Raw genomic sequence first — 17649 nt, 5'->3', positions numbered from 1 at the left:
GTCAGGGGAGGTCGCCTCGGGCGTAGGCCAGGGCGGCGAGGAGGACGAGCCCGAGGCCCATCATCACCAGCGTCTCGTAGGCGCGGCGGCGGACGGCGAGCGCCGCGGCCACCGGGACCGACAGCGCGGCCAGCACCAGCAGGGACCGGGCGGCGACGCCCCAGCCGCCGTCGTCGAGGGCGGCGTGCGCGCCCCTGGCGGCCAGGGTGATGAGCGCGGGCGCCAGCCACCAGGCGTCACCGGGCTCGTCGGGAGCGGGCTCGTCGTTCGGCATGCCTCCAGTGAAGCGGTGCGGCTCCGCCGGGGGCGTCCTGCCGGGGGACGGACCCGGGGCCCGCCCGCCGGTGGTGCCGTCCTCCACCCCCGGGTGGAGGACGGGGCGGCCCGGGAGAAGGGGAGAGGCCCCGCCGGTGCACCGGCGGGGCCTCTTCGCTTTTGGGGAGCGCGGGGGGTCTAGCGGACCTTGTAGATGCGCTTCCAGTCGCTCTTGCTGCCGCAGGCGGCCTTCTTGGTCTTGATGTTGTAGCCGCACTCGCGGACGTACAGGCGGTCGGTGTTGGTGGAGGTGAACAGGGTGCCGACGTAGCCGCCGCCGGAGTTGGCGTCGTAGTAGCGCTTGACGCCGTTCACGTACTGCACCAGCACGATGACCGAGGAGTAGTGGTCCTTCTTGCCCTTCTCGCGGGCCATGAACTGCACGCCGGGGGCGTAGCCGTTCTTCTTCTGGTCGTAGATCGAGCCGGTGACGGTGACCTTGGAGGCGGAGCGGCTGTACTTGCCGCTCGCGTACACCGAGCTGTAGCCGTTCTTGGTCTTCCAGGTACCGGTCGCGGCATCCGCGGACGTGGCGAGCACGCCCATGCAGGAAACGGCGAGGCCGGTGGTGACGGCCAGGGTGGCGATGCGCCGCACAGGTTCTCCTTATTGCTATGTGCCCGAATTGCCCGGACAACGTAGCAGTGGCCGGTGACACGGATGGTGTGATTTCCGTCCAAGGGTCCGAGAACGGTCACCGTTCGTGCTCTCCGTGGACCCTTCGACGACGTACGGTGACGGACCGCGGGCGGCTCAGCCGTCCACCGGGAGGCACGGGGTGCTGCCGTCGAGGGTCAGCATCGGGTGCCGCCCGCCGCTGCGGAGCCGCACGACGAAGGTGAGGGCGGGGCTGTCGCGGGTGAGGGTGAAGTCCCGGCGGCGGGCCTGGCCCTCGGGCGGCGCGGCCAGCCGGTAGCCGCGCCCGTTCATGATGTCGAGGGTGACGTCGGTGGCCTGCACGACCAGCAGGGCGGGCGAGCCGGCCGGCCGGAGCGGGACCTCGCCGCGCAGCGAGCGGCGCGCCTCGCCGTTCGGGCAGCGGCTGACGGTCTCGGTGACGGGCGGGAGCCGGACGCCGGGCTCGCCGAGCTGGCTGGCGCCGCCGGTGAGCATCAGGGTGGCGTCGGTGCGCAGCCGGTAGACCGACTCCGACAGGACGGGGCCGCGCGCGCAGCCGGTGAGCAGCGCGGCCACCAGCGTCCCCCCGAGCAGGCCGCGCCCGATGATGGACACCCGCGTAGCCTAAACGCCGCGCGCCGAGAAAATACGCAGCGTGGTCGATTCGTTACGGTGGCCATACGGTGCGCGGGGGAGGCCGGGCGCGGCCCGTCCTCGCGCGGTGTGCGGCGGCGTCCCCGCTCGCCCCGGGGGCCGATGGCGCGACGGCCGCTCCGCGGGAGGAATAGAGTTGGGCGCAACACCGCCGGGCGAACATTTCGGCCCGGTCCCGCGTCCCATCTCGGACAGGTCCCCGCCGGGGCCGCGGTGCGGGCGGATCCAGCGAGGGAGGCACGGGGAGTGCGCGAGTACCTGCTCACGATCCTGGTCGCCGCGCTCGTCACCTACCTGCTCACCCCGGCCGTCCGGGCGTTCGCGGTCTGGTTCGGCGCGCAGGCCGCGCCGCGCGAGCGCGACGTGCACACCATCCCGACGCCGCGCCTCGGCGGCCTCGCGATGTTCGGCGGGATGGTCGCGGCGCTGGTGGTCGCCACCGGCCTGCCGGAGATGAAGAAGGTCCTCGCGACGAGCGACGTCGGCGTCGGCAAGGCGCTGCTGCTGTCCGGCGGCCTGATCGTGCTCGTCGGCATCGCCGACGACCGCTGGGAGATCGACCCGCTCACCAAGTTCGCGGGGCAGGTCGCGGCGGCCGGCATCTTCATCATGCAGGGCATCCAGCTCTACCAGGTCCCGCTGTTCGACGGCACGACGCTGGTGCTGCCGCCGACCTACGGCGTCCCGCTGACGGTGCTGATCGTGGTCGCCACCATCAACGCGGTGAACTTCATCGACGGGCTGGACGGGCTCGCCGCCGGGGTCGTCGGCATCGCCGCCTCGGCGCTGTTCTTCTACGCCTATCTGCTGTCGAAGTCCTACGGTTTCACGACGCTGAGCGGCGCGACGCTCGCCGCGGCGGTCCTGGTCGGAATGTGCGCCGGATTCCTGCCGCACAATTTCAACCCGGCGCGCATCTTCATGGGCGACACCGGGTCGATGCTCATCGGCCTGCTGCTGAGCGCGTCCACCATCATGCTCACCGGCCAGTTCGACCCGAACGCGCTCAGCACCTACAAGCTGTTCCCGCTCTGGCTGCCGTTGCTGCTGGTACCGGCGGTCGCGGCGGTGCCGTTCACCGACATGCTGCTCGCCATCTGGCGGCGCACCAACCAGGGCCTGTCGCCGTTCGCGCCCGACAAGCTGCATTTGCACCACCGGCTGCTGGAATTGGGCCACTCGGTGCGCCGGGCCGTTCTCATCATGTATTTCTGGGTCGGCCTGCTGGCCGCCGGAGTCGTTTCCCTGGCGCGCGTGAAGAACCAATGGCTGGTGCTCTCGGTCACCGGGCTGGTGGCCGTCGCCGGGCTCTTCGCGATGATCGCCGCGCCCCGGATCTCCGCCCGGCGCGCCCTGGCCGCGCAGGAGCGCGGAGCCCCGCGCCCGCACCAGCCGGCCTAGGTCCGGGCGCCCCGCCCGGCGCGGGCCGGCCCCGGTGTACCGAGCACGGCTACTCGCCGGTAACCTTTGTCCTGCGCGTCCCGGACACACCGCGCGTCCCCGCCCTTTCCGCGAAACGCAGTCCTGACCTGGGCTACAGTCCGTGGTACACAGGTGACGGTCGTGAGGTAAACCCGCGTTAACCCGTTACATCTAGGGTAATTGCGGACGTTCCGGACGCTTGTGATACCTTTCACGAACAAGAGCCGACCACTGAACGTGACCAGCCGGAGCACCTGATGCACTCTTCCGACGCCCGGATCCTCCGCGGCGCCGCGATCCCCTCGGGCCTCGCAGGTATCGCCGCCATCGCGGTCGCCCTGCTGCTCGGCGGGGCCAAGGGAGCGCTCGGTGCCGCCATCGGCACGGTCGTCGTCCTCGTGTTCTTCTCCATCAGCGTCGTCGCGGTGAGCTACGCCTCCCGCATCTCGCCGCAGATGATGTTCGCCGCCGCCGCGTTCAGCTACATCGCCAAGGTGCTGGTGATGCTGGTGCTGGTGGCCGCCTTCCAGGACGTCACGGCCTGGAACCCCGCCGCCTTCGCCTACACGGTGATCGCGCTGACCCTGGTGTGGATCGGCGCCGAGATCCGGCACACGGTGAAGACCAAGCAGCTCTACATCGACGAGCCGCAGCGACCCGCCACCCCCGCGGCCGAGGTGTCGGCCGACCCCGCCGCCGAGCCGGAACGCACCGCGCGGACGGACCGGGACGGCCGGACGGCGGACGCCGCCGCCGGCACCACGGCCGAAGCCGACCGGAGCACGTGATGGGCCCGACCCCAGCAGGCCGGCCCACGTGGGTCGGGCCTGGATCAGGCGACGGCCGCGGCGGCCGCAAAGGCATGGCGGAATTGGACTACTCCAATATGACCATCGGGGAGGTGGCCTGCTATGGTCCGTCCTGCGATGAGCGAGGAGGAGCCCGAGCCCGGTCCCGGAGCCGACGAGACGTCGAGTCACGAGGCATTCACCAACGCCGCCTGGTCCATTCCCAGCTACATTCTCAGCGGAATGGCGGTCTACGGCGGACTCGGGTGGCTCCTGGACCACTGGCTGGGCACCTCGGCGCTGTTCCCCATCGGGATCCTGGTGGGCCTTGCTCTAGCGATCTTCCTGGTCTACCACCGCTACGGCCGCTGAGCGCGCCGGCGGGGCGGACCTACGCCGACCTTTCCGATAAACCGCGGCCCCCGGGCCCGCACACGACGTACCGACGACTGGCCTGCACAGTCGCTGACGAAGGGACCGCCGCGTGAGCGCGCCGCATCTCCTCGCCTCTGGGGGCGGAGAAGAGTTCGAGGCACCGGGCCTGCACATCTTCGACTGGGGACCGCTGTTCCCGGACGGCCCGTCCTGGCTGGACTGGCTGACCAAGCCGGTCCTCATCGTCGCGCTGTCCGCCCTCGTCACCGTCCTGTTCGCCTGGCGCGCGTTCCGCTCGCCGAAGCTGGTGCCGAAGGGCATCCAGAACATCGGCGAGGTCGGCTACCTGTTCGTGCGCGACCAGATCGCCCGGCCGATGATCGGCAAGGACGGCGACAAGTGGATGGGCTTCCTGTTCGCCACGTTCTTCTTCGTGCTGTTCATGAACCTGTCCGGCGTCATTCCGGTGCTGCAGCTGCCGGCGCCCTCGCACATCGCCTTCGCGATCGTGCTGGCGATCACGGTGTACGTGATCATGCTGTTCCTCAGCGTCAAGCACCAGGGCCTGGTCGGCTACTTCAAGAACATGATGTTCCCCCCCGGCCTCCCCAAGCCCCTGTACCTCATCCTCGCCCCCATCGAGCTGCTCTCGAACATCATCCTGCGACCGTTCACGCACGCCGTGCGACTGTTCGCGAACATGTTCGCCGGGCACCTCCTGCTCGCCTTCTTCTCCACCGTGGCCTGGTGGTTCCTGGTGGAGAAGCTGACCGTCCTCGGAGCGGGTGTCGGCGTCGTCGGCTTCCTCATGACGATCGTCATGACCGCGTTCGAGATCTTCGTGCAGAGCCTGCAGGCGTTCATCTTCACCCTGCTCGCCGCCTCCTACATCGGCGGCGCCCTGCACCCTGACCACTGACCGGTACCAACACCCGCAACCCAAGCCCGCCGGCGGGCGGAACTCCCCGCCGGTCGACTGAAAAGGAAAGAGCACATGCTCGCTGAAGCCGCCAACGTCCTCGCCGCCGCCGACTCGGTCTCCGGCAGCCTCGGTGCCGTCGCGTACGGTCTGGCCGCCATCGGCCCGGGCATCGGCGTGGGCATCATCTTCGGCCAGGGCGTGCAGGCCATCGCCCGCCAGCCGGAGCTGACCAACGTCATCCGCCAGAACATGCTGCTGGGCTTCGCGCTCACCGAGGCGCTCGCCCTCATCGGTTTCGTCGTGCCCTTCGTGCACAAGTAAACCGCCCCTGCTACCACTGACAGGAAGGCGGAAACCCTCATGATCAACCTCCTGGCCACCACCCTGGCGGCCGAAGAGGATTCCAACCCGCTGCTTCCCGACAACGCCGAGCTGGTCGTCGGCTCGATCGCGTTCTTCATCGTGCTGTTCCTGGTCGGCAAGCTCTTCGTCCCGAAGATCAAGCAGACCCTGGAAGAGCGGTCGAACGAGATCGAGGGCGGCCTGGAGCGGGCGGCCGAGGCGCAGAAGGAGGCCAAGGCCACCCTGGAGCAGTACCAGGCCAAGCTGGCCGAGGCCCGGCACGAGGCGTCCCGCATGCGCGAGGAGGCCCGCGAGCAGGGTTCCCAGATCATCGCGGAGATGAAGGAGCAGGCGCAGGCCGAGGCCCGCCGCATCATCGACGCGGCGCACGCGCAGATCGAGGCCGACCGCCAGCAGGCGGTCAGCTCGCTGCGCGGCGAGATCGGCGCCCTCTCGGTCGACCTGGCGAGCCGCGTCGTCGGCGAGTCCCTGGACGACAGCGCCCGGCAGAGCCGCGTGGTCGACCGGTTCCTGGAGGAGCTGGAGGGCCGTGCCCGCAGCCAGGAGCAGATCACCTCATGACCGTCACCGGAGCGGTGAGCAGGGCGTCGCTGGCCGAGTCCAAGGAGCGGCTGGAGGCGGTCCTCCCGTCGGCCGACCTGGACGCGCTCGGCGCCGACCTGTTCGCGGTGCTGCAGCTGATCGACCGTGAGCACGGCCTGCGCCGCGCCCTGGCCGACCCGTCCCGCGACGGCGCCGACAAGGCGCGGCTCATGCGGGCGCTGCTGGACGGCAAGGTCTCGCCGGCCGCTCTCGAGCTGGTCGCCGACGTCGTCCGGCTGCGCTGGTCCAAGCCGTCGGAGCTGTCGGACGGGGTGGAGACCCTCGCGGTCTCCGCCGAGTCCGCCCGCGCCGAGGCGGCCGGGAACCTCGACGACCTGGAGGACGAGCTGTTCCGGTTCTCCCGCGTCGTCGACGGCTCCCCGGAGCTGCGCGGCGCCCTCGCCGGACCCGCGCTGCCCGCCGACCGCAAGCAGGGCGTCCTGGACGCCCTGCTGGACGGCCGGGTCACGCCGGCGGCGAAGACGCTCGTGAGCGAACTGGTGCTGCGCCCGCGAGGACGTAGCCTGGAAGGCGGCCTCGCCGAATACGGCAGGCTCGTCGCGCAGCGCCGGCAGCGCCTCGTGGCGCTGGTGCGCACGCCGGCCGACCTGTCGGCCGAGCAGCGCACCCGCCTGGCGGCGGTGCTCGAACGCGCCTACGGCCACCAAGTACACCTGAACATCGAGATCGACCCCGAGACGGTGGGCGGCCTGTCCATCCAGATCGGGGACGAGATCATCGACGGCACCATCGCCGGGCGGCTGGACGAGGTCCGCCGGCGGCTCGCAAGCTGAACCAAGCTGCGGAGCGGACCCCTAATGGGAGCAAGAGAGGAATCATGGCGGAGCTGACGATCCGTCCGGATGAGATCCGGAACGCGCTGGAGCGCTTCGTCCAGTCGTACGAGCCCGAGGCCGCCGCGCGCGAAGAGGTCGGCACCGTCGTCGATTCCGGCGACGGCATCGCGCACATCGAGGGCCTGCCCTCCGCGATGGCCAACGAACTCCTCGAATTCGAGGACGGCACCCGTGGCCTGGCTCTGAACCTGGACGTCCGCGAGATCGGCGCCGTTGTCCTGGGGGACTTCAGCAAGATCGAGGAAGGGCAGAAGGTCCGCCGCACCGGCGAGGTCCTGTCGGCGCCGGTCGGCGACGCCTTCCTCGGCCGCGTGGTCGACGCCCTCGGCAACCCCCTGGACGGCAAGGGCCCGATCGAGTCGACCGAGCGCCGCGCGCTGGAGCTGCAGGCTCCGACCGTCGTGCAGCGCCAGTCGGTCGGCGAGCCGCTGCAGACCGGCATCAAGGCCATCGACGCGATGACGCCGATCGGCCGCGGCCAGCGGCAGCTGATCATCGGTGACCGGCAGACCGGCAAGTCCACGGTCTGCCTGGACACCATCATCAACCAGAAGGAAGCCTGGGAGTCGGGCGACGAGAAGAAGCAGGTCCGCTGCATCTACGTCGCGATCGGCCAGAAGGGCTCCACGATCGCCAACGTGCGCCGCCGCCTCGAGGAGGCCGGCGCGCTGGAGTACACCACGATCGTGGCGGCGCCGGCGTCCGAGCCGGCCGGCTTCAAGTACATCGCCCCCTACACCGGGTCGGCGATCGGCCAGCACTGGATGTACCAGGGCAAGCACGTCCTGATCGTCTTCGACGACCTGTCGAAGCAGGCCGACGCCTACCGCGCGGTCTCGCTGCTGCTGCGCCGCCCGCCGGGCCGCGAGGCCTACCCCGGCGACGTGTTCTACCTGCACTCGCGCCTGCTGGAGCGCTGCGCGAAGCTGTCGGACGACCTCGGCGCGGGCTCGATGACCGGCCTGCCGATCATCGAGACCAAGGGCAACGACGTGTCGGCGTTCATCCCGACCAACGTCATCTCGATCACCGACGGCCAGTGCTTCCTGGAGACCGACCTGTTCAACCAGGGCGTCCGGCCGGCGATCAACGTCGGCATCTCGGTGTCCCGCGTCGGCGGCTCGGCCCAGATCAAGGCCATGAAGTCGGTGTCGGGCACGCTCCGCCTCGCCCTGTCGCAGTACCGCGACCTGGAGGCCTTCGCGGCCTTCGCCTCCGACCTGGACGCCGCCTCGCGCGCCCAGCTGGACCGCGGCGCCCGCCTCGTCGAGCTGCTCAAGCAGCCGCAGGGCTCGCCGTTCCCGGTCGAGAAGGAGGTCGTCTCGGTCTGGGCGGGCACGTCCGGCGAGCTCGACGACGTCCCGGTGGAGGACATCCGCCGCTTCGAGAACGAGTTCCTCGACCACCTCGACCGCACCAACTCGGCGGTGCTCACCGGCATCCGCGAGACGGGCAAGCTGTCCGACGACGGCCTCACCACCCTCAAGGACTCGATCACCGAGTTCAAGAAGGGCTTCGAGACCTCCGAGGGCAACCTGCTGGGTGAGGAGTCGGTCGAGGCGATCGACGACGAGGCGGTCGAGCAGGAGACGATCACCCGCGTCAAGAAGGACTGACGACCATGGCCCAGCTCCGCCAACTGCGGCAGCAGATCCGGTCGGTCGCCTCGACCGCCAAGATCACGCGCGCCCAGGAGATGATCGCGACCTCGCGCATCGTCAAGGCCCAGCAGGCGGTCGCGGCGTCCAAGCCGTACGCCGACCAGATCACCGCGGCCCTCACCGCGCTGGTCAGCCACCACGTCGGCATCGACCACCCGCTGCTGAACGAGCAGCCGGAGGACAAGCGGTCCGCGGTCCTGGTCATCACCAGCGACCGCGGGTTCTGCGGCGGCTACAACGCCAACGTCATCCGCGAGGCCGAGGCGCTCATCGCGCGGCTGCGGGAGAAGGGCCGCGAGCCCGTCCCGTACCTGGTCGGCAACAAGGCCGTCACCTGGTACAGCTTCCGCGACCGCGAGTTCGCCGACTCGTGGAAGGGCTTCAGCGACCGCCCCGACTTCGCCTCGGCGGAGCGGGTCGGGCGCCGCCTGACCGAGGACTTCCTGAAGACCGACGAGCAGGGCGGCGTCGGTGAGATCCACGTGGTCTACACCGAGTTCCAGACGATGCTGAGCCAGGTCGTCCAGGTCCGCCGCCTCGTCCCGCTGGAGATCAGCGAGGCGGAGCGGTCGGAGGCCCAGGGCGTCCTGCCGGCGTACGAGTTCGAGCCGACCGCGCAGGCGGCGCTCGACCTGCTGCTGCCGAACTACATCGAGAGCCGCATCTTCCACATGATGCTGCAGTCGGCCGCCTCCGAGCACGCCGCCCGGCGCCGTGCGATGAAGTCGGCGACCGACAATGCCAATGACCTGATCGGGGTCTACACGCGCCAGATGAACCAGGTGCGGCAGGCCGCGATCACCCAGGAAATCAGCGAGATCGTCGGTGGCGCTGACGCGCTCGCCGATTCTGGCGGGGAGTGAGTATGACTGCTCAGGTAGAGACGGCGACGGCCACCGGGCGCGTCGCCCGGGTCATCGGCCCGGTCGTCGACGTGGAGTTCCCCGCCGAGGGCATCCCGGAGATCTACAACGCGCTCAACGTGGACGTCACGCTGGGCGACGAGACCAAGACGCTGACCCTGGAGGTCGCCCAGCACCTGGGCGACAACATGGTCCGCGCCATCTCGATGCAGCCGACGGACGGCATGGTCCGCGGCGCCGCGGTGACCGACTCGGGCGCGCCGATCTCGGTGCCGGTCGGCGACGTCACCAAGGGCCACGTGTGGAACGCCCTCGGCCAGTCGCTGGACGTGCCGACGGCCTCCCTGGAGGTCACCGAGCGCTGGGGCATCCACCGCTCGGCGCCGCCGTTCGACCAGCTGGAGTCGCGCACCGAGATGCTGGAGACCGGCATCAAGGTCATCGACCTGCTGTCCCCGTACGTCAAGGGCGGCAAGATCGGCCTGTTCGGCGGCGCGGGCGTGGGCAAGACCGTCCTCATCCAGGAGATGATCCGCCGCGTCGCCCGCAACTTCGGCGGCACGTCCTGCTTCGCCGGCGTCGGCGAGCGCACCCGCGAGGGCAACGACCTCTGGGTGGAGATGGACGAGGCGGACGTCCTCAAGGACACCGCCCTGGTGTTCGGCCAGATGGACGAGCCGCCGGGCACCCGCCTGCGGGTCGCGCTGTCGGCGCTGACCATGGCGGAGTACTTCCGGGACGTCCAGAAGCAGGACGTGATGCTGTTCATCGACAACATCTTCCGCTTCACCCAGGCCGGTTCCGAGGTGTCGACGCTGCTCGGCCGCATGCCGTCCGCGGTGGGCTACCAGCCCACCCTGGCCGACGAGATGGGCGTCCTCCAGGAGCGCATCACCTCGACCCGCGGCCACTCGATCACCTCCATGCAGGCGATCTACGTCCCGGCGGACGACATCACCGACCCGGCGCCGCACACCACGTTCGCGCACCTCGACGCGCGGACCGTGCTGTCGCGGGCGATCTCGGAGAAGGGCATCTTCCCGGCGGTGGACCCGCTGGACTCCTCCTCCCAGATCATGGACCCGCAGATCCTCGGCCAGGAGCACTACAGCGTCGCGCAGGAGGTGAAGCGCATCCTGCAGAAGTACAAGGAGCTGCAGGACATCATCGCGATCCTCGGCATCGACGAGCTCTCCGAGGAGGACAAGGTCACCGTCCAGCGGGCGCGGCGCGTGGAGCGCTTCCTGTCGCACCCGATGTACGTGGCCGAGCAGTTCACCGGCCAGCCCGGTGTCACCGTGCCGCTGGACGAGACGATCGCCTCGTTCAAGGGCATCGCCGAGGGCAAGTACGACCACCTGCCCGAGCAGGCGTTCTTCATGTGCGGCGGCATCGAGGACGTCGAGAAGAAGGCCAAGGAGCTGGAGAAGTAGTCCCGCTCCGGCGGGCCGGCCCCTCCCCGGGGGCGGCCCGCCGGTCCGCTCCAGTATCGGAGGATGTGAACGTGGCAACCCTGAAGGTCGGGCTGGTCTCGCCGGAGCGCGAGATCTGGACCGGTGAGGCCAAGATGGTGGTCGCCCAGACCATCGAGGGCCAGCTCGGCATCCTGCCGGGCCACGCCCCCGTGCTCGGCGTCCTCCTCGACGGCAGCGTGGTGAAGATCGAGCCCGCCGACGGCGGCGACTGGATCACCGCGGCGGTCGGCAGCGGGTTCTTCTCGATCGCCGGCGACGAGGTGTCGGTGCTCGCCGAGCAGGCCGAGCTCGGCACCGAGGTGGACGTCGAGGACGCCCGCGAGGCCCTGCAGGCCGCGCTGTCGGCCGGCGACGACAGCACCGCCGAGCGGCGGGCGCGGGCGCGGCTGCGCGCCGCGGGCGCCGAGGGCTGACCGGCGCGCTGTGGGCGAGCACCTGGCACTGGACGTGGGCGGGGTGCTCGCCGCCGTCGTCCTGCTGGCCGCGGCGGTGTTCGCGGCGATGGCGCTCCGGCGCTGGCTGTTCGTGCGCGGCGGCGGCGCGGTCGAGTGCAGCCTGCGGCCGCTCGGCGCGGACGGCGCGGCCGGCGCGTGGCGGCTCGGCATCGGCCGCTACAAGGGCGACGTGCTGAACTGGCATCGCGTCTTCGGCTTCCGCAGAAGGCCCCGGCAGGTGATCCACCGCCGGGGCCTCGTCGTGTCCGGCCGCCGCGAGCCGGCGGCCGCCGAGGCCGAGGGGCTGCTCCCGGACGTCACCGTGCTGGAGGTCCGCGACGGCGACCGCCGGCTGGAGCTGGCGATGAGCGCGGCGGCCCTCACCGGGTTCCTGTCGTGGCTGGAGGCCGCGCCGCCGGGGTTCCCGGTGGAGGTGGACCTCCCCCCGGACGGCGAGTGACCCGGCGGTCCGCCCGTTCCCTCCCGGAGCGCCGGGAAGATTCCCGCGCGGGAGCGCGGCACGGCGCCCACGGTCCTTGAGCCGATCTCTCCCGGGCGCGAGGATGCGGGACGTCCCCCCGCTCCGACCTGGGAGTTCTCTGTGCCGAAGACCGTTTCGCGGGCGACCGCGCTCGGCGGCGCCGCGGTGCTGGCCGCCTCGGCGCTCGTCCTCGCCGCCCCGGCGTCCGCCCGGACCGCCCGCGCCCGGCTGGTGGCGCCCGGCGACGTCCGCCGGCACCTGGAGAACCTGGAGGCGATCGCCCGGGCCAACGGCGGGAACCGCGCGTCGGGCAGCCCCGGCGGCGAGGTGTCCGTCAAGTACGTGGTGGGGCGGCTGCGGCGGGCGGGGTACGAGCCCGTCGTCCAGCGCTTCGGCTTCGACTTCTGGGAGCAGAAGCGCAAGCCCGTCCTGGAGCGGAAGGCGCCCGGCAAGAAGAAGGCCTACAAGGCCGGGAGAGATTTCAGCTCCTACCTCTACTCGGGTTCGGGGAACGTGACGGCGCGCGCGGTGCCGGTGGACGTCCCGGCCGAGGGCGCGGCCGGCACGTCCGGCTGCCAGAAGTCCGACTTCGCGCGGTTCCCGAAGGGGACGATCGCGGTGATGCAGCGCGGCGCCTGCCCGTTCGGGGTGAAGGCCGCGAACGCGCGCGCCGCGGGCGCCGCGGCGGCCGTCATCTACCAGCGGCCCGGCGCCCCCGAGAAGCTCGTGGCGGGCTCGCTCGTCACGCCGGTGGCGATGCCCGTCGTCGGCACCACCCTCGCGATCGGCCGGAGCCTGGTGGCGCGCGGCGGGCGCGCCGTCCTGCACGTCCGGACGGCGACCTCCACCACGAAGCGGCGCGGCGCCAACGTCATCGCCGACACCCCCGGCGGCCGGGAAGACAACGTGGTGGTGGCGGGCGCGCACCTGGACAGCGTCCCGGAGGGGCCGGGCATCAACGACAACGGCACCGGCGCGGCGGCGCTCCTCGCGATCGCCGAGGACCTGGACGGCCTCGGGCCGCTGGGGGTCCGCAACAAGGTGCGGTTCGCCTGGTGGGACGCCGAGGAGGAGGGCCTGCGCGGCTCGTCCCACTACGTGAAGTCGCTGACTCCCGAGCAGAAGGCGCGGATCGCGCTCGACCTGAACTTCGACATGCTGGGCTCCCCGAACGGCGTCCGCGGCGTCTACGACGGGTCGGCGAAGGGGACGCCCGCGGGCTCGGCCGCGATCCAGAAGGTGTTCACCGACTACTTCGCCTCGCGGGGCCTGCCGACCGCCCGGTCGGAGTTCGACGGCCGCTCGGACTACGGGCCGTTCATCGAGGCCGGCATCCCGGCGGGCGGCATGGACACCGGCGCCGAGAAGCTGAAGACGGCCAAGGAGGCGCAGATCTTCGGCGGGACGGCCGGGAAGCCCTACGACGCCTGCTACCACCGCGCCTGCGACACCGTGGGGAACGTCCGCGCGGAGCTGCTGGACACCAACGTGGACGGCGTCGCCCACGCGATCCGGACGCTCGCGGAGTCCACGCTGCCGGTGAACGGCGACGACCCGGCGGAGCGCCGCCGCGTCCCCGCCGCGCCGGCGCCGGCGGAGTTCCTGGGCGGTCAGCGCGTCCGCTGAGGGACGGGTCAGAAGAACAGGCCGCCGAGGCTGCGGTTCTGGGACACGCCGGTGTCGTAGGCGAGCGGGCAGGCCAGGACGAGCGTGTGCCAGGGCTCGGCGAGCGGGGCGTGCTGCTGGAGCAGGTAGCGGTCCGAGCCGGTGAACATCTGGGCCAGCAGCTCGCCGCCGCTGTTCGCGGCGCGGCGCATCGACGCGAGGACGTTCTGCTGGGCGTCGGCGATGCGCCCGCCGTACATGTCGTAATAGCCCATCTGCCGCTGGTAGGGGTCCAGCACCTCCCACCCGCGCAGCGCGCGCTTGCGCAGGTAGCCGATCGGCTGGTTCTGCGGGGTGAGGACGTGCATGACGGGCGTGCCGACCATGCCGAAGGGCTTGTAGAACAGGAACAGCGGCGTGCCGTCGGGCCGCATGATGGTGAGCCTGCGCTCGGCGCGGTTCTGGCTGCCCTGGTCGATGACGCGCAGCGCCTTGCGGGCGCCGCTCACGCCCGTCTCGCGGACGTAGGCGGCGGGCCGCCCGTCGGGTGACCAGATCGTGTAGTTGGCCTCGACCGAGAAGAACTGCTGCGGCTGGTCGTAGACCAGGACGGGCTCGGCGTACAGGTCCGCGGCCTGCTGCTGCTGGGGCGGATACGGCTGTTGCTGCGGGTACGGCTGCTGTTGCTGCGGATAGGGCTGCGGGGGGTAGCCCGGCGGCGGCGGGGGCTGCTGCTGGTAGTACTGCTGCGGCGGGTGGCCCGGCTGAGGTGCGTAATGCGGCGGCGGCTGGTGGTGCTGCGGCGGGTAGTGCTGCGGCGGCTGCGGCGGGTGTCCCTGCGGGCGGTAGGGATTCGGCGGGGGAGGCCCGTAGTGGCCCGGAGGCACGGGGGGCTGGCTCATGACGCTCCTCGGTCGGGACAGCTGCACTCTAGACCTCCCGACCGGATCCGGGCGTTCTGTTGCGGTCCGGGTGACCGCAGGTCTCGATCCGGCGACGGGACGTAACGGGGTCTTGTGGACGTCTGCGGCCCGGGTGATGATCAGCAACCGATCCGCCTCCCTCCACCCCCAGGAGCGAACGTGCGAAAGCTCGCCATCGGGGCCGCAGTGGCGCTGACCGCGTCCCTCGGCACGATCCCGCAGGCGCAGGCCGCGGCGAAGCCCGACCTCGCCAAGCTGGTCACCCTGAAGGACGTCCGGACCCACCTGGACGCCCTGCAGAAGATCGCCACCTACAACGGCGGGACCCGCGCCGCCGGCACCCCCGGCTACGAGATCTCCACCAAGTACGTCGTCAGCCAGCTGAAGAAGGCCGGCTACAAGCCGACGGTCCAGCCGTTCGACTTCGACTTCTTCCGGCAGCAGGGGCCGGGCGCGTTCGACCAGGTCGCGCCGGAGAAGAAGGCCTACACCGTCGACACCGACTACAACACCATGGAGTACTCGGCGGGCGGCGAGGTCACCGCGAACGCCGTCGCGGTCGACCCGCCGGCGGCGGGCGAGACCGGCACCTCCGGCTGCGAGGCCGAGGACTTCGCCGGCTTCCCGAAGGGCGCGATCGCCCTCGTCCAGCGCGGCAACTGCAACTTCTCGGTGAAGACCGACAACGCCGAGGCCGCGGGCGCGGTCGGCGTCGTCATCTACAACCGGCCCGACGTCGAGGGCCCGGTCACCGGCGCCACCATCGGCAAGCCGACCAAGGTCCCGACGATCTCCACGCCGAACGCGCTCGGCCGGCAGCTCGTCGCCGCCTCGCAGGCCGGGACGCTCACCCTGCACGTCAAGACCGAGACGATCAACGAGCGCCGCAAGACCCAGAACGTCATCGCCGAGACCAAGGCGGGCCGCGCCGACAACGTCGTGCTGCTCGGCGCCCACCTGGACAGCGTCCCGGCCGGGCCCGGCATCAACGACAACGGCACCGGCTCGGCGTCGATCCTGGCGATCGCCCAGAAGATCGGCAAGCTGGGCGCCAAGAACATCAAGAACAAGGTCCGGTTCGCCTGGTGGGGCGCCGAGGAGATCGACCTGGTGGGCTCGACCTACTACGTCACCTCGCTGACCCCGGCGCAGAAGGCGAAGATCGCGCTGAACCTGAACTTCGACATGCTCGGCTCGCCGAACGGCATCCGCGGCGTGTACGACGGTGACGACTCCTCCGGCGCCGGCACGAACCCGCCGGCGGGCTCGGGCGCGATCGAGAAGGTCTTCAAGGACTACTACGCCGCGCGCAAGCTGCCGACGGCCGAGAGCGAGTTCAACGGCCGCTCCGACTACGGGCCGTTCATCGAGAACGGCATCCCGGCGGGCGGCATCGACACCGGCGCCGAGGGCATCAAGACCGCCGAGGAGGCCGCGCTCTTCGGCGGCACCGCGGGGCTCGCCTACGACCCCTGCTACCACCAGGCGTGCGACACGGTGAAGAACGTCGACTACAAGCTGCTGGACACCAACGTGGACGGCATCGCGTTCGCGACGCAGACGTTCGCCAAGTCGACGCTGCCGGTCAACGGCGAGGCGCTGCGGGCCGCCGCGGCCGCCCGCGCCGCCAAGCGGCAGTCGCCCTACCAGGGCGGCCACCTGCTGCGCTGACCCGTGCGGGCATCTGGGCCGCGTCCGCTCCGGCGGGCGCGGCCCTCGCGCGTCCGGGGACGGGCGGGCGGGTCAGGCGGTCTCGATCCGGATCGAGCCGTCCCCGGCGCGCACGGCGATCGTCCGGGCGGACGCGGTGTCGCGGTGGACGGCCGGGTCGACGTCGACGTGGCCGCTGCCGGTGTGCGTGACGACCCGGTAGGCGGCCTGCGGCAGCGCGATCCGCACCTGGCCGCTGCCGGTGGAGGCGTCCACGCCGTCCGGCGGCGCGGCGAAGGAGAGGTTCAGCGAGCCGTCGCCCGCGTGCGCGGTGACCGTCCCGGCGCGCAGCGCGCTCGCCACCACCGAGCCGCTGCCGGTGCGCAGCACGGCGGCCGTGGCCTGCCCCGACACGCGCACGTCGCCGTCGCCGGCCGTGGCGTAGAGCGAGCGGGCGCGCAGGTCGCGGGCGCGCACCGCCCCGCTGCCCGAGGCCAGCCGCAGGTCGCCGCCCATCCCGGTGACGGTGACGTCGCCGTCGCCGCCCTGGACGCGGAGCGCCGTCGCGCGCGGCAGCCGGACGCGGTAGGCGACGCCGCAGCGGGACCCGCCGAGCACCGCGCCCTTGCAGCGCGCCGACAGGTGCAGCGTCCCGCCGCTCACCCGGTGCTCGGGGCGCGGCCGGTTGCGCCCGTTGGACCAGGACAGCCGCTCGGTGACGGCCACGCCGGGATCGTCCGAGCCGGTGATCTCGATGTCCTGGTCGCCGTCCAGCACGACGGCGGTGACGGCGCCGGCGACGGTGTAGGAGGCGGTGCCGTGCCGCGTGCCGAACTGGGCGGCGCAGCCCGCCGCCGCGAGGGCCGCCGCCGCGAGCGTCCCGATGGCCAGTGCCCGTGATGCCGTCATGGGTCCAGGATGGCGGCGCCGGGCGGTGCGGGGCCAGGAGGAGGCCCCGCCGCGCGGGGTGGGGCTAGCCCCACCCCGCGCCGCTAGCGGTCGCCGCCGGGCTTCCAGAGGACGTCGCCGTGCGCGGCGTTGGCGACGCGGCAGAGGATGAAGACCAGGTCCGACAGCCGGTTCAGGTAGCCGGCCGTCAGCGGGTTGACGGCGTCGCCGTGCTCCTCGATCGCGGCCCAGGCCGACCGCTCGGCGCGGCGCACGACGGTCCGCGCGACGTGCAGCAGCGCGGCGCCGGGCGTCCCGCCGGGCAGGATGAAGCTGCGGAGCGGCGCCAGCGTCGCGTTGAAGGCGTCGCAGTCGGCCTCCAGCCGGTCGATGTAGCCCTGCTCGACGCGGAGCGGCGGGTACTCGGGGTCGGGCACGACGGGCGCGCAGAGGTCGGCGCCGACGTCGAACAGCTCGTTCTGCACGCGGCGGAGGGGGGCGGCGACCGCCTCGTCCAGGCCGCCGAGGGCGATCGCGGCGCCGAGGGCGGCGTTGGCCTCCTCGACGTCGGCGTAGGCCGCGAGCCGGGGGTCGGTCTTGCGGGTGCGCGACATGTCGCCGAGCGCGGTGGTGCCGTCGTCGCCGGTCCGCGTGTAGATCCGCGACAGCACGACGGGGTTGTCCCTGTCCTTCGCCATGCCCGCCACCCTAGCGCCGGGCACGTTCAGAACTTCGTTCGGTAGGGTGCCGTCCACCACCAGCCCCGTCCTAGG

General features: G+C 71.6%; 20 protein-coding genes. 14 read left to right on the top strand and 6 right to left on the bottom strand.

Going from position 1 to position 17649, the window contains the following annotated elements:
• Nucleotide 1: 1 nt before the first annotated feature.
• The 3 genes from K1Y72_RS16100 to K1Y72_RS16090 all read right to left on the bottom strand — a co-directional run bounded on the left by K1Y72_RS16100 (nucleotide 2) and on the right by K1Y72_RS16090 (nucleotide 1548).
• Nucleotides 2-274, bottom strand: coding sequence for a hypothetical protein (locus K1Y72_RS16100; RefSeq protein WP_220167140.1), 273 nt, complete (start codon nucleotides 272-274; stop codon nucleotides 2-4).
• A gap of 179 nt (nucleotides 275-453) precedes the next feature.
• A complete protein-coding gene (locus K1Y72_RS16095) occupies nucleotides 454-912 on the bottom strand; it encodes a hypothetical protein (RefSeq protein ID WP_220167139.1) in 459 nt (152 codons plus the stop codon).
• Between the two features lie 156 nt (nucleotides 913-1068).
• Entirely contained in the window at nucleotides 1069-1548 is a 480-nt protein-coding gene (locus tag K1Y72_RS16090) for a hypothetical protein (protein WP_220167138.1), read from the bottom strand.
• A 285-nt stretch (nucleotides 1549-1833) separates the two neighbouring features.
• Between K1Y72_RS16090 and K1Y72_RS16085 the strand changes: the two genes are divergently transcribed.
• The 13 genes from K1Y72_RS16085 to K1Y72_RS16025 all read left to right on the top strand — a co-directional run bounded on the left by K1Y72_RS16085 (nucleotide 1834) and on the right by K1Y72_RS16025 (nucleotide 13436).
• Entirely contained in the window at nucleotides 1834-2988 is a 1155-nt protein-coding gene (locus tag K1Y72_RS16085; RefSeq protein ID WP_220167137.1) for an MraY family glycosyltransferase, read from the top strand.
• Nucleotides 2989-3266: 278 nt separating this feature from the next.
• Nucleotides 3267-3797 (top strand): Cg1360 family ATP-synthase-associated protein, encoded by a 531-nt coding sequence (locus K1Y72_RS16080; protein ID WP_258572508.1) that lies wholly within the window; start codon nucleotides 3267-3269, stop codon nucleotides 3795-3797.
• A 138-nt stretch (nucleotides 3798-3935) separates the two neighbouring features.
• Nucleotides 3936-4169: an AtpZ/AtpI family protein gene (locus K1Y72_RS16075; protein ID WP_220167136.1), complete on the top strand. Its 234-nt coding sequence runs from the start codon at nucleotides 3936-3938 to the stop codon at nucleotides 4167-4169.
• A gap of 112 nt (nucleotides 4170-4281) precedes the next feature.
• A complete protein-coding gene (atpB, locus tag K1Y72_RS16070; protein WP_220167135.1) occupies nucleotides 4282-5091 on the top strand; it encodes a F0F1 ATP synthase subunit A in 810 nt (269 codons plus the stop codon).
• A 75-nt stretch (nucleotides 5092-5166) separates the two neighbouring features.
• The gene (gene atpE / locus K1Y72_RS16065; RefSeq protein WP_220167134.1) at nucleotides 5167-5415 is read left to right on the top strand and encodes an ATP synthase F0 subunit C; all 249 of its coding nucleotides are present in this window, start codon (nucleotides 5167-5169) and stop codon (nucleotides 5413-5415) included.
• Nucleotides 5416-5454: 39 nt separating this feature from the next.
• Nucleotides 5455-6018, top strand: a complete 564-nt coding sequence (locus K1Y72_RS16060; protein WP_220167133.1) for a F0F1 ATP synthase subunit B — start codon at nucleotides 5455-5457, stop codon at nucleotides 6016-6018.
• A complete protein-coding gene (locus K1Y72_RS16055) occupies nucleotides 6015-6833 on the top strand; it encodes a F0F1 ATP synthase subunit delta (RefSeq protein ID WP_220167132.1) in 819 nt (272 codons plus the stop codon). The genes K1Y72_RS16060 and K1Y72_RS16055 overlap by 4 nt, the downstream gene beginning before the upstream one ends.
• 44 nt (nucleotides 6834-6877) lie before the next feature.
• A complete protein-coding gene (atpA, locus tag K1Y72_RS16050; RefSeq protein WP_220167131.1) occupies nucleotides 6878-8512 on the top strand; it encodes a F0F1 ATP synthase subunit alpha in 1635 nt (544 codons plus the stop codon).
• Between the two features lie 5 nt (nucleotides 8513-8517).
• A complete protein-coding gene (locus tag K1Y72_RS16045; RefSeq protein ID WP_220167130.1) occupies nucleotides 8518-9420 on the top strand; it encodes a F0F1 ATP synthase subunit gamma in 903 nt (300 codons plus the stop codon).
• A 2-nt stretch (nucleotides 9421-9422) separates the two neighbouring features.
• The gene (gene atpD, locus K1Y72_RS16040) at nucleotides 9423-10853 is read left to right on the top strand and encodes a F0F1 ATP synthase subunit beta (protein ID WP_220167129.1); all 1431 of its coding nucleotides are present in this window, start codon (nucleotides 9423-9425) and stop codon (nucleotides 10851-10853) included.
• A 71-nt stretch (nucleotides 10854-10924) separates the two neighbouring features.
• A complete protein-coding gene (locus K1Y72_RS16035; protein ID WP_220167128.1) occupies nucleotides 10925-11308 on the top strand; it encodes a F0F1 ATP synthase subunit epsilon in 384 nt (127 codons plus the stop codon).
• 10 nt (nucleotides 11309-11318) lie between these two features.
• Nucleotides 11319-11789, top strand: a complete 471-nt coding sequence (locus K1Y72_RS16030; protein WP_220167127.1) for a DUF2550 domain-containing protein — start codon at nucleotides 11319-11321, stop codon at nucleotides 11787-11789.
• Between the two features lie 141 nt (nucleotides 11790-11930).
• A complete protein-coding gene (locus tag K1Y72_RS16025; RefSeq protein ID WP_220167126.1) occupies nucleotides 11931-13436 on the top strand; it encodes a M28 family peptidase in 1506 nt (501 codons plus the stop codon).
• A gap of 8 nt (nucleotides 13437-13444) precedes the next feature.
• On the opposite strand, the gene K1Y72_RS16020 is transcribed toward K1Y72_RS16025, so the two are convergent.
• Nucleotides 13445-14317: a hypothetical protein gene (locus K1Y72_RS16020; protein ID WP_220167125.1), complete on the bottom strand. Its 873-nt coding sequence runs from the start codon at nucleotides 14315-14317 to the stop codon at nucleotides 13445-13447.
• A 180-nt stretch (nucleotides 14318-14497) separates the two neighbouring features.
• On the opposite strand from K1Y72_RS16020, the gene K1Y72_RS16015 reads away from it, so the two are divergent.
• Nucleotides 14498-16009 (top strand): M28 family peptidase, encoded by a 1512-nt coding sequence (locus K1Y72_RS16015; RefSeq protein WP_220167124.1) that lies wholly within the window; start codon nucleotides 14498-14500, stop codon nucleotides 16007-16009.
• A gap of 72 nt (nucleotides 16010-16081) precedes the next feature.
• Here K1Y72_RS16015 and K1Y72_RS16010 read toward each other — a convergent pair whose 3' ends face one another.
• The gene (locus K1Y72_RS16010; protein WP_220167123.1) at nucleotides 16082-16897 is read right to left on the bottom strand and encodes a DUF4097 family beta strand repeat-containing protein; all 816 of its coding nucleotides are present in this window, start codon (nucleotides 16895-16897) and stop codon (nucleotides 16082-16084) included.
• An 83-nt stretch (nucleotides 16898-16980) separates the two neighbouring features.
• The gene (locus tag K1Y72_RS16005) at nucleotides 16981-17574 is read right to left on the bottom strand and encodes a cob(I)yrinic acid a,c-diamide adenosyltransferase (protein ID WP_220167122.1); all 594 of its coding nucleotides are present in this window, start codon (nucleotides 17572-17574) and stop codon (nucleotides 16981-16983) included.
• Nucleotides 17575-17649: the final 75 nt, after the last annotated feature.

This window comes from Actinomadura parmotrematis, from assembly GCF_019458805.1.
GTDB lineage: Bacteria > Actinomycetota > Actinomycetes > Streptosporangiales > Streptosporangiaceae > Spirillospora > Spirillospora parmotrematis.
The sequence above is the reverse complement of the archived record's forward strand: the minus strand, read 5'-3'. Positions and strand labels throughout refer to the sequence as shown.